The sequence below is a fragment of the Streptomyces griseus subsp. griseus genome (genome assembly GCF_000720255.1).
In the GTDB taxonomy this organism is placed as follows: domain Bacteria; phylum Actinomycetota; class Actinomycetes; order Streptomycetales; family Streptomycetaceae; genus Streptomyces; species Streptomyces griseus_I.
The window spans coordinates 308,554-320,134 of the sequence record NZ_JOJE01000005.1; the positions used below are offsets into that span (position 1 = coordinate 308,554).

Annotated in this window: 9 protein-coding genes; 2 read left to right on the forward strand and 7 right to left on the reverse strand. The window is 70.8% G+C overall.

What is annotated here, in order from left to right:
• Positions 1–374: 374 nt before the first annotated feature.
• Positions 375–1,391: a PLL family lectin gene (locus IG99_RS09665; RefSeq protein ID WP_037671898.1), complete on the reverse strand. Its 1,017-nt coding sequence runs from the start codon at positions 1,389–1,391 to the stop codon at positions 375–377.
• Positions 1,392–1,422: 31 nt separating this feature from the next.
• Between IG99_RS09665 and IG99_RS09670 the strand changes: the two genes are divergently transcribed.
• Entirely contained in the window at positions 1,423–2,400 is a 978-nt protein-coding gene (locus tag IG99_RS09670) for an NAD(P)-dependent oxidoreductase (protein ID WP_107055866.1), read from the forward strand.
• A gap of 25 nt (positions 2,401–2,425) precedes the next feature.
• Positions 2,426–2,803: a PIN domain-containing protein gene (locus IG99_RS09675; protein WP_037671901.1), complete on the forward strand. Its 378-nt coding sequence runs from the start codon at positions 2,426–2,428 to the stop codon at positions 2,801–2,803.
• A 6-nt stretch (positions 2,804–2,809) separates the two neighbouring features.
• Here IG99_RS09675 and IG99_RS09680 read toward each other — a convergent pair whose 3' ends face one another.
• The 6 genes from IG99_RS09680 to IG99_RS09705 form a co-directional block, all read right to left on the reverse strand.
• Positions 2,810–3,940, reverse strand: coding sequence for a methyltransferase (locus IG99_RS09680; RefSeq protein WP_037671902.1), 1,131 nt, complete (start codon positions 3,938–3,940; stop codon positions 2,810–2,812).
• A 368-nt stretch (positions 3,941–4,308) separates the two neighbouring features.
• Positions 4,309–5,832: an amino acid permease gene (locus IG99_RS09685; protein WP_051865086.1), complete on the reverse strand. Its 1,524-nt coding sequence runs from the start codon at positions 5,830–5,832 to the stop codon at positions 4,309–4,311.
• A 145-nt stretch (positions 5,833–5,977) separates the two neighbouring features.
• Positions 5,978–7,906, reverse strand: coding sequence for a 1-deoxy-D-xylulose-5-phosphate synthase (dxs, locus tag IG99_RS09690; RefSeq protein ID WP_037672260.1), 1,929 nt, complete (start codon positions 7,904–7,906; stop codon positions 5,978–5,980).
• A gap of 219 nt (positions 7,907–8,125) precedes the next feature.
• Positions 8,126–9,448 (reverse strand): sugar ABC transporter permease, encoded by a 1,323-nt coding sequence (locus IG99_RS09695; protein WP_037671904.1) that lies wholly within the window; start codon positions 9,446–9,448, stop codon positions 8,126–8,128.
• A complete protein-coding gene (locus IG99_RS09700; RefSeq protein WP_078947600.1) occupies positions 9,445–10,236 on the reverse strand; it encodes an ATP-binding cassette domain-containing protein in 792 nt (263 codons plus the stop codon). Before IG99_RS09700 ends, IG99_RS09695 begins: the two co-directional genes overlap by 4 nt.
• Positions 10,237–10,461: 225 nt before the next feature.
• Positions 10,462–11,556: a sugar ABC transporter substrate-binding protein gene (locus IG99_RS09705; RefSeq protein ID WP_037671907.1), complete on the reverse strand. Its 1,095-nt coding sequence runs from the start codon at positions 11,554–11,556 to the stop codon at positions 10,462–10,464.
• Positions 11,557–11,581: the final 25 nt, after the last annotated feature.

Consider the following 11,581-nt stretch of genomic DNA (forward strand, 5'->3'; position numbering starts at 1 on the left):
GCGGCAGCTGGGGGTGACGGACGGCGATGGAAAGCTACTGCACCGCGCGAAAGCTGCTGGAGCAGAAATACGCTCGGTGCCGACGAGGTCGAACACGCCCGCACCGACACCACCGCCGACTGTCCCAGACCTCCTGCCACGCCGTCAGGGCGGGTCCCGGCTCGTTCTCGCGGCGGGTCAGGAGGAGTTGACCGACGGAGGGGGACAGGGTCGCGGCGACCACGCGGTCGTCGGCGTCGCGGGCCAGGCAGAGTTCGGCGTCATCGGCGAGCTGAGGCCCGGACTCGGTCCACCACGCGCCCGCGTCCTCCTGCTCGGTCGGGTACGCGGCGAAGGCGACGCGGCCGCTCGCGGAGCGCTGCTGAGTCGGCCTCTCACACCTCCAGCCAGGCCGTCAGCGCGAGTCCCGGCTCCTTCTTGCGGCGGGTGAGGAGGAGTTGACCCGTGGAGGGGGACAGGGTCGCGGCGACCACGCGGTCGTCGGCGTCGCGGGCCAGGCAGAGTCCGGCGTCATCGGCGAGCTCGGGCCCGGACTCGGTCCACCACGCGCCCGCGTCCTCCTGCTCGGTCGGGTACGCGGCGAAGGCGACGCGGCCGCTCGCGGAGCGCTGCGCCAACAACGTGCAGTCGTGGCCGTCGAGTTCGCAGCGGATCGCGGAGACGGGGCCGGGCCCGGCGGAGGCCAGGACGGGGACGGGCTTGGTGCCGGGACGCCAGGCACACAGGTCGCCGGAGTCGTCGGTGAAGAAGAGGGTCGTGCTCTCGGGGGACGTCGCCAACGCGCGTAGCGTGCCCGGGCGAACCGCCGCCTCCATCGTCTCCTGGAGCACCGGCGGGGTCCCCGGCTCCTCCTGCCGCCAGTACAGGACGGCGTCCGGCGCCGCCGCGTACAGCTCGACCCGCCCCGACTCCCCCGTCACCGCGGCCAGACCGTCCCGTACGCCACGCCCCTTGAGGTCGCGCCAGGGCCCCCAGCCGCCCTTCTCCTTCTGCCCGAGCATGCTGACCCCGCCGCCCCGGTTCGGGACGAAGAGATGGGCCCGCCCCTGCGCGTCGACGGCCACCGCGGGCGTGCCGGTGCGGTCCCCCGTGCGGTTGGGGTGGCCGACCGGGTGCCAGTCCAGCGCCGCGAGCCGGGGCCGGAAGTGGGTGGAGTGCACCAGGCCCGACTCGCGGGGCACGGTCGGCCGCCAGCTGACCAAGTGGGCGTAGCCGTCCGCGCCCTGACCGATCGCCAGGACGGGGTGGAGCTTCTGTTCGCCGCCCACCTTCCGGGGTGCGTCGAAGGGGCCGCCGGGTACCCGCTCCGCCCTGCACATCACGCCGTCGTCCACCGGCAGATAGACACTGAGCAGCCCGTCACTGCCGCGTATGAGCCAGTCGCCGTTCACCGGATCACTTTAAAGGGTCATTGCACAGACCATGGTGTCCGTTGGTTTCCTGACGGGACGTACGCATACGGTCGTAGGCAGTGACACACGCACGACGAACAGGAAGCTGACGAACATGACCGACAAGCTCACCGTGAGCGTGCTGGGGACCGGCATCATGGGCGCCGCGATGGCCCGCAGCCTAGCCCGCGCCGGACACACCGTCCGTGCCTGGAACCGCAGCCGGGACAGGGCCGAACCGCTGGCCGCCGACGGAGTGCGGGTCGCCGCCGACCCCGCCGAGGCGGTCGAGGGCACCGACGTCGTGCTGACCATGCTCTACGACGGTGCCGCCGCCCTCGACGTCATCCGGCAGGCGGCCCCCGCACTGCGCCCCGGCGTCGCCTGGGTGCAGTCCACCACCGCGGGCATCGAGGCGATCGACGACCTCGCCGCCCTCGCCCGCGAACACGGCCTGCTCTTCTACGACGCCCCCGTGCTGGGCACCCGCCAGCCCGCCGAGGCCGGACAGCTCACCGTCCTCGCGGCCGGTCCCGTCGAGGGGCGGGCCGCGGTCACGCCGGTCTTCGACGCGGTCGGCGCCCGTACGGTGTGGACCGGCGAGGACGGTTCGGCCGGCACCGCGACCCGGCTGAAGCTCGTCGCCAACAGCTGGGTCATCGCGGCGACCGCGGCGACCGGCGAGGTGCTGGCGCTGGCGCAGGCGCTCGGCGTGGACCCGGCGTCGTTCTTCGAGGTGATCGCCGACGGTCCGCTCGACATGGGCTACCTGCGTGCCAAGGCCGGCCTCGTCCTCGACGGCCGGCTCTCCCCGCCGCAGTTCGCGGTGGCCACCGCCGCCAAGGACGCCCGGCTGATCGTGGAGGCCGGAGAGCGGAGCGGCGTGCGCCTCGACGTGGCCGCCGCGAGCGCCGAGCGCCTGAGCCGCGCCGCCGAGCAGGGACACGCCGACGAGGACATGGTCGCCGCGTACTACGCCAGTTTCGACGAGCCGCGCTCCGCGGGCTGACCGACGGGCGTGACACCCTGACCCCATGGACGACAACACTCCGCTCCTGGTGATCGTCGACGCGGCGAACGTCGTCGGATCGGTGCCCGACGGGTGGTGGCGGGACCGGCGGGGAGCCGCGGAGCGGCTGCGGGACCGGCTGGCGGCCCACGGACTGCCCGGCCGGTCCGGCCCCATGGAGATCGTTCTCGTGGTCGAGGGCGCGGCCCGCGGGGTGGAGTCCGTGCCCGGCCTCCACGTCGAGTCCGCGCCCGGCAGCGGCGATGACCACATCGTCACCCTGGTGTCCCGCGCCCCCGCCACCGACCGTGCCTGCCTGGTGGTCACAGCGGACCGTGAACTGCGCCGCCGTGTCACGGAGTTGGGCGCGGAGGTCACCGGCCCGCGCGCAGTGCGCGGCTAGGACCCGTCAGGTGGCCCCCACCAGTCGCCACAGGGACGTGACCTCGGCCGCGCGGGCGGTGTGGAGGGGGTCCGTGGTGTCGCGGGCGCGGGGATGGCGTGGGGCGGTGTCGAGACGGTCCACCACCCGCAGCCCGGCTGCCTCGAAGGCGCCGAGCAACTGGGCGCGCGTACGCAGCCCGAGCTGTTCCGCCAGGTCCGACAGGACGAGCCAGCCCTCACCGCCGGGCAGGAGACGGTCGGACAGCCCCGTGAGGAAGCCCTGGAGCATGGCGCCCTCGGCGTCGTAGACCCCCTGCTCCAGGGCACTGCTCGGACGGGCGGGCAGCCAGGGCGGGTTGCACACCACGAGCCCGGCCCGTCCCTCGGGGAACAGGCAGGGACCCACCACGTCGACCCGGCCGCCCAGCCCGAGCCGCCGGGCGTTGTCCTCGGCGCACGCGAGCGCCCGGGGAGCGACGTCGGTCGCCACCACTCGCCGTACGCCCCGGCGGGCCAGCACCGCCGCGAGCACCCCGGTCCCGGTGCCGAGGTCGAACGCGGTCCCGGGGCCGCGCCGCAGCGCCGGGGGCAGCGGGGCCCGGGCGACGAGGTCGACGTACTCGCCCCTGACCGGGGAGAACACCCCGTAGTGCGGATGGATCCGGGCGCCCAGCGCCGGTACGTCGACTCCCTTCGTACGCCATTGATGGGCGCCGATCACCCCGAGCAGTTCCCTGAGGGAGACCACCGTGGGTCCGCTCGGCGGGCCGTAGGCCTGGTGGCAGGCCTCGCGGACGTCTGGGGCCCGGCGCAGGGCGAGGGTGTGGTCGTGCTCCAGGAGGACCAGCAGCCGGCCGAGGACGCGGGCGCGGTGGCGGCGGGCCCGGCGCTCGAGGTGGAAGGCGTCGGCGGGGGTGGCGCCGGGTCGGGGCGGTGTGGGGTCGATCCGGCGGCCCATGGCCGCGAGCAGACGGCGGGCGTTGTGGTAGTCGCCCCGCCAGAGCAGACCGGTGCCCTCGTGGGCCAGGCGGTGGGCGGTGGCGGCCTTCGTCCGGTCGTCGGCGAGGACGGTCCGGCGGGGCGCGGGGGTGCCGTTCTCCGAGTGCCAGCGGGCGGAACGGGTGGTGTGGTCCTCGGTCCAGTGGAGGGTGGACACGGGGGTACTCCTCGTGGTCGTGAGTGCAAGGACACGAAGAGCACTTCGACGGGACGAGGAGCAGGTTCGACCACCGCCCGGACGGCTGAGCGGGCCGGGCGTCAGGGAAAGGGGATGGTGGCGGCTACCGCGTCCGCGTCGAAGCGCGGGAGCGGCGGTCGCCGAGAACCATGCCGAGTGTCATGACCGGCCCTTTCCGAATACGGGGTCACTGCGTGGAGTCGGCAGCCTAGTGCACGCGCCCCCACCCACGCGTCCGGCCCCGCACGTCCCCGCCGGAGCGGGAGGTGCGGGGCCGGTTCCAGGGGCGGATCGGCCTGCGGGACGGATGGGCCTGCGGGACGGATGGGCCCGCGGGACGCGTCGAGCTAGCGGGCGCCGCCGCTCGGGGGGCCGTCGGTCCCGGCGGCCACGGTCTCCTCGTGCCGGGCGAGGCGGCTGTGGGAGCGGCCGTAGAGGAAGTAGACGACGAAGCCCACCACCATCCAGATGCCGAAGCGCAGCCAGGTCTCGGCCGGCAGGTTCAGCATCAGCCACAGGGACGCGCACACCGAGAGGATCGGGATGACCGGCACCCAGGGGGTACGGAAGGCGCGGGGCAGGTCGGGGCGGGTGTGGCGGAGGACGACCACGCCGATCGCGACGACCACGAAGGCGAAGAGCGTGCCGATGTTCACCAGTTCGGCGAGTTCGCTGAGGCTGGTGAAGCCGGCCAGGATCGCGATGAGCACACCGAGCAGGATGGTCGGCCGGTGCGGGGTCTTGAAGCGGGGGTGGACGTGGGAGAAGAAGCGCGGCAGCAGTCCGTCGCGGCTCATCGCGAAGAAGACCCGGGTCTGGCCCAGGAGCAGGATCATGCAGACCGTCGTCAGGCCGACGGCGGCGCCGAAGCTGATGAAGCCCGCGAACCAGGGGTGCCCGGTGGCTTTGAAGGCGTCGGCGAGCGGGGCGCTCACGGACAGCTTGGTGTAGTGCTCCATGCCGGTGACGACGATCGACACGGCGACGTACAGGACGGTGCAGATGATGAGGGAGCCGATGATGCCGCGGGGCATGTCGCGCTGCGGGTTCCTGGTCTCCTCGGCGGCCGTGGCCACGACGTCGAAGCCGATGAACGCGAAGAAGACGACCGAGGCGGCGGTGAAGATGCCCATCACGCCGAAGTTGGAGGGGGCCCAGCCGAACATCAGCTGGATGAGCGGTGCCTGGAGGTTGTTGCCGGCCTCCACGGCCTGCGCCTTCGGGACGAACGGTTCGTAATTGTCGCCGTTGACGAGGAAGGCGCCCGCGATGATCACGGTGAGGACGACGGTCACCTTGATGGCGACGACGACGGAGGTGACTCGCGCGGAGAGCTTCGTGCCGACCACGAGGATGACGGTCAGCACCAGGACGAGGGCGGCCGCGAGGATGTCGAAGCCGAACCCGTCGGCGCCCTCTCTGCCGCTCAGTGACGCGGGCAGGTGCCAGCCCGCGTTGTCGAGGAGCGAGGCGATGTAGCCGGACCAGCCGACGGCGACGACCGCGGTGCCCAGCGCGAATTCCAGGACCAGGTCCCAGCCGATGATCCAGGCGGGGAACTCACCGATGGACGCGTAGGAGAACGTGTACGCGGAGCCGGCCACCGGGACGGTGGAGGCGAACTCGGCGTAGCAGAGCGCGGCGAGCGCGCAGGCGACCCCGGCCGCGACGAAGGCCAGGGCGACGGCGGGACCGGCGTTGTTCTTGGCGACCGTGCCGGTCAGGACGAAGATGCCGGTGCCGATGATGACGCCGACGCCGAAGACGGTCAGGTCCAGCGCGGACAAGGACTTCTTGAGCGCGTGCTCTGGTTCCTCGGTATCGAGGATGGACTGCTCGACCTTCTTCGTCCGGAAGAGGGTGCTGCTCACGGGAACCTCCCACGCTTGTCGTCCTCGACATGATCGAGAGGGGGCGTACTGCGTATGCCCCGAGGTGGGTGGATTCACGCGAACGGGCCGGTCACGCCACTGCAAAGAGTGGCGGGACCGGCCCATCCGGACGTGCCGGGTCGCCTCAGTCGCGCGCGGGCTGCACGGAGTCCACCTCGGCGGCCGTACGGTCGAACCTGCCGTCCAGCTTGGAGACCAGACCGGTGACCTGGCGGGCGATGTCGGGGGCCGTCAGGCCGATCTCCGCCATGACCTCGGCGCGGGAGGCGTGGTCGAGGAAGCGGGGCGGGATGCCGAAGTCGCGCAGCGGGACGTCGACACCCGCGTCGCGCAGGGCCTGGGCGATCGCCGAGCCGACGCCGCCGACGCGGGAGTTGTCCTCGACGGTGACGACCACGCGGTGGCGCTCGGCGAGCGGGGCCATGGCCTCGTCGACGGGCTTGACCCAGCGTGGGTCGACGACGGTGGTGGAGATGCCCTGCTGGTCGAGGAGTCCGGCGATCTCCAGGCACATCGGCGCGAGCGCGCCCACGGACACCAGGAGGACGTCGGGCCGGTCGGTCCCGGGCTCGCGCAGCACGTCCATCCCGCCGACGCGTCCCACGGCCGGTACGGCGGGGCCGACGGCGCCCTTGGAGAAGCGCACGACGGTCGGCGCGTCCTCGACGGCGACGGCCTCGCGCAGCTGTGCGCGCACCTGATCGGCGTCGCGCGGGGCGGCCAGCCGCAGCCCCGGTACCACCTGGAGGATCGACATGTCCCACATGCCGTTGTGGGAGGCGCCGTCGGTGCCGGTGACGCCGGCGCGGTCCAGGACGAAGGTGACACCGCACTTGTGCAGGGCCACGTCCATGAGGACCTGGTCGAAGGCGCGGTTGAGGAACGTGGCGTACACGGCGAAGACGGGGTGCACGCCGGCGTGGGCGAGGCCCGCCGCGGAGACGGCGCCGTGCTGCTCCGCGATGCCGACGTCGTAGATCCGGTCCGGGAAGGCGTCCGCGAACTTCTTCAGGCCGACGGGCTGGAGCATGGCCGCCGTGATGGCGACGATGTCCTCGCGCTCCTTGCCGAGCTGGACCATCTCGTCGCCGAAGACGGAGGTCCAGTCGGCGCCGGAGGCCTTGATCGGCAGGCCGGTGTCGGGGTGGATGGGTCCGATGCCGTGGAAGCGGTCGGCCTCGTCCTGGAGGGCGGGCTGGTAGCCGCGGCCCTTCTCGGTGAGGCAGTGCACGATGACGGGGCCGCCGAAGCGCTTGGCGCGCGCGAGCGCCGACTCCAGCGCCTCGATGTCATGTCCGTCGATCGGGCCGACGTACTTCAGCCCGAGGTCCTCGAACATGCCCTGCGGGGCGATGAAGTCCTTCAGCCCCTTCTTCGCGCCGTGCAGGGTCTCGTACAGCGGCTTCCCGACGACCGGCGTGCGGTCCAGGATCTCCTTCGTACGGGTGAGGAAGCGCTCGTAGCCGTCGGTCGTGCGCAGCGTCGCGAGGTGGTTGGCGAGGCCGCCGATGGTCGGGGCGTACGACCTCTCGTTGTCGTTGACGACGATGACGAGCGGACGGTCCTTGGCCTCGGCGATGTTGTTGAGCGCCTCCCAGGCCATGCCGCCGGTGAGGGCGCCGTCACCGATGACGGCGACGACGTGGCTGTCGCGTTCGAGCAGCTGGTTGGCCTTCGCGATGCCGTCGGCCCAGCCGAGGACCGTGGAGGCGTGGCTGTTCTCGATGACGTCGTGCTCGGACTCGGCCTGCGAGGGGTAGCCCGACAGGCCGCCCTTCATCTTCAGCTTGGAGAAGTCCTGACGCCCGGTGAGCAGCTTGTGCACATAGGACTGGTGACCGGTGTCCCAGAGCACCTTGTCCTTGGGCGACTCGAAGACCCGGTGCAGCGCGATGGTGAGCTCGACCACGCCCAGGTTGGGGCCCAGGTGCCCACCGGTCTTCGACACGGCCTCCACCAGGAAGCCCCGGATCTCCTCGGCCAGCTGGTCCAGCTCCTCCAGGCTGAGTCGGTCCAGATCGCGCGGTCCCCTGATGCGGGTCAGCAGCGGCACCCGTGCCTCCTTGCAATAGAGCTGTTCGAGCATTCGCCGGGCCAGTCGAGTCTAATGTTTCCCGGGACACGACGAAGCCCGGCACCCCATGGGGCACCGGGCACAGTCTTGTTTTCAACGTGCGGCACGGCAGCTTGCCCAGGGGCGCGGGGAACTGCGCGACCAGCCACAAACGGACCGGCACCCGCAAGACCACCGCACCCCCGACGGCGCTCCGCGCTACGCGCGCCCCGCAGCCTTCTGGCTCTTACGGGACACCGAGTCGATGACCACCGCACCCAGCAGAACCGCACCAGTGATCATGTACTGGATCGACGTGTTCATGTTCAGCAGGTCCAGACCCGTCTGGATCGACTGGATCACCAGCATGCCCAGCAGCGCGGACCACACCGACCCCCGCCCACCGAACAGCGACGTACCACCGATCACCGCCGCCGCGATCGCCAGCATCAGCGTGTTGCCGCCGCCGGCGTTCAGCGTCGCACTGGCCGTCTGCCCGGCGAAGAACATGCCGCCCACCGCGGCGAACCCGCCCGAGATCGCGAACACGGTGATCCGCACCATCGGCACGTTGATACCGGCACGCCGCGCCGCCTCGATGCCACCACCGACCGCGAAGACCTTCCGGCCGTAGGTCGTACGGCGCAGCACGAAGTCCACGATCACCAGCGCCGCCAGGAAGATCACCAGCGCGTTCGACACACCCGAGGCGTTGTTCAGCACGGCCGCCGCGACGAACGAGGCGACGGCCAGCGCACCCACCCGGATCAGGATCTCGCTGGTGGGCCGGAAGGGCACACCCGCCGCCCGGCGGCGGCGCTGCTCGCCGAACGAGCCGACCAGCATGGACAGCACACCGAGACCGGCCAGGATGTAGGCACCGATGATGGCCTGGTCCATGAAGAAGGAGTTCTGGCCGAGCAGGTGCACCGGACCCTTGTCGGACGGGATGTTGATCGTGCCGCTGGAGCCCAGCAGCCACAGCATCAGACCGTTCCAGCCGAGGAAGCCGGCCAGGGTCACCACGAACGCGGGGACGCCGATCTTCGCGAAGAACCAGCCCTGCAGCGCGCCGATGACGGCACCGGTCAGGACGCTCAGCGCCAGCGCCAGCCAGGCGTTCATGGTGTGGTCCACCACGAACACGGCGAACAGTGTGGAGGCCAGGCCGCTGACGGAGCCCACGGAGAGGTCGATCTCGCCGAGCAGCAGCACGAACACCAGGCCGATGGCCAGCATGCCGGTGGCCGACATGAAGTAGCTGATGTTCGACAGGTTGTCGGCGCTGAGGAAGCGGTCGTTCTGGAGCTGGAAGATCGTCCAGATGACGATGAGGCCGATGACCACCGGCAGCGAGCCCAGCTCGCCGCCCTTCACCTTGCGCTTGAACTCGGTGAGGTAGCCCTTGAGGCCCTCTTCACGGACCAGCAGTCGAGGATCGACGACGGTGACCGGAGCGGCCGTGGGGTCGTCGGCGGGCGCCACGGTGGCCTGCTTGTCCACCTGGACGTCCGACTTCACGGTCTTGGACGTGTCACTCACTTTGCCGCCTCCGCGCTGCGACGCCCCGCACGACGGGTCACGGCGTTCTCCGTGGCACCCGTGATCGCGGCGATGATCTCTTCGTGGCTGGTGTCCTTCACGGAGAAGGAGCCGTTGTTCTTGCCCAGGCGCAGGACGGCGACGGTGTCCGCGACCGCCTTGACGTCGGCCATGTTGTGGCTGATGAGGATGACGCCGAGGTCGCGCTCGCGCAGCCGCTCGACCAGGTCGAGGACCTGCGCGGTCTGCTCCACGCCGAGGGCGGCGGTGGGCTCGTCGAGGATGACGACCTTGGGGTCGCCGATCAGGGCGCGGGCGATCGCCACGACCTGACGCTGGCCGCCGGAGAGGCTGGCGATCGGAATGCGCACGCTCGGGATGCGGATGGAGAGCGTGCTGAGCAGCTCGCGCGCGTTCTTCTCCATCGACACCTCGTCGATGACGCCGCGGTGCAGCAGCTCGCGCCCGAGGTAGAGGTTGCCGACCACGTCGAGGTTGTCGCAGAGCGCGAGGTCCTGGTAGACCGTCGCGACACCGAGTCCCTGGGCGTCGTGCGGCTTGTTGATGCTGACCGCCCTGCCCTCCCACTCGATGACGCCCTCGTCGATGGGGTGGACACCCGCGATCGTCTTGACCAGGGTGGACTTTCCTGCGCCGTTGTCGCCGACCAGCGCGACGACCTCTCCGGCGTGGACCTCCAGTTCGACGTCGGTGAGTGCCTGGACCGCACCGAATCGCTTGGAGACTCCGCGCAACGCCAGCACGGGCGTAGCGGACACGTGAACCATCTCCTTCGCCGCCTGACCGGCGGGGATGCCGCGCTGGGGTGATGCGCGGAGGGATGTGCGCAACGCCCCGCGTTCGCGCACAAGGTTAATAAGGTGAATGCTCCGGCGCCCGCCCCGCAGCGGGGTGGAAGGTGGGACGGACGCCGGAGGGGCTTCGAGGGACCGCGAGCGGTCGTGGGGCCCGAGCCCCGCCTGGGGCTCGGGCCGGTGCTCGCCGGGCGAGCCCTACTCCAGGCCGGCCTTCTTGCAGGCGGCGGCGTAGTCGGCGGTGCAGATCTCCTGGACCGTGTACAGCTTGTCCTTGATGACCGTGTCCTTGATGTTGGCCTTGGTGACCGACACCGGGGTCAGCAGCTGGGAGGGCACCTTGTCGCCGGAGCCGCTGGTCAGCGTCTCGGTGGCGAGGGACTTGATGTCCTTGCCCTCGAGCAGGTTGAACGCGAGCACGGCGGCGGCGTCCGCCTCCGGCTTGAAGGCCTTGTAGACGGTGGAGGACTGGGTGCCGGCGACGATGCGCTGGATGCCCGCGAGCTCCGCGTCCTGACCCGTCAGCGGGATGCCGCTGATCTTCGCACCCTTGAGGGTGTTGGCGATGCCACCGGCCATACCGTCGTTGGCGGCGTAGACGCCGACGATGTTCTTGGCGCCCAGCTGGGTGATGGCGGCCGACATCTTCTGGGCGGCGACGGTGTCCTTCCAGAGGCCGGACTGCTCGTAGGCGATGTTCACCTTGCCGTCGAGGGCCTTGTGGGCGCCTTCCTTGAACTGACCGGCGTTCGGGTCGGCGTCGTCACCGTTGATCATGACGATCTTCGACTTCGGGGTGGCCTTGGAGCCCAGCGCGTCGAGCAGCGCCTGGCCCTGGAGCTCGCCGACCTTGACGTTGTCGAAGGACACGTAGGCCGAGACCGGACCCTGGGCGAGGCGGTCGTAGGCGACGACCTTGATGCCCTTGTTGACCGCGGACTGGATCGAGGACTTGATCGCGGCGGAGTCCTGGGCGGAGATCACGATGACCTTCACACCCTTGGTGATCATGCTGCTGACCTGCTGGGCCTGCTTGGCGGCGTCACCGGCCGCGTTCGCGTACTCGACCGTGCAGTCCGGGCAGAGTTCCTTCGTCTTCGCCACGAAGTACGGCTTGTCGAACTTCTCGTAGCGCGCGGTGACGCTGTCCGGCAGCAGCAGACCGATGGTCTTGCCACCGCTGCCACCCGAGCTGCTGCCGCTGCCGGAGTCGTTGTCGTCGCCGGCCTTGCCACAGGCGGCGACGGAGAGGGCCAGCGAAACCGCGGCCGTACCGATCACGACTCTACGCATCGTTGCGTTCATTTGGGGGTGTACC

Coding starts and splice junctions, on each gene's coding strand:
- IG99_RS09670 (WP_107055866.1), top strand. CDS start 1,423: ATGGTGTCCGTTGGTTTCCTGACGGGACGTACGCATACGGTCGTAGGC.
- IG99_RS09675 (WP_037671901.1), top strand. CDS start 2,426: ATGGACGACAACACTCCGCTCCTGGTGATCGTCGACGCGGCGAACGTC.
- IG99_RS09700 (WP_078947600.1), bottom strand. CDS start 10,236: ATGGTTCACGTGTCCGCTACGCCCGTGCTGGCGTTGCGCGGAGTCTCC.
- IG99_RS09705 (WP_037671907.1), bottom strand. CDS start 11,556: ATGCGTAGAGTCGTGATCGGTACGGCCGCGGTTTCGCTGGCCCTCTCC.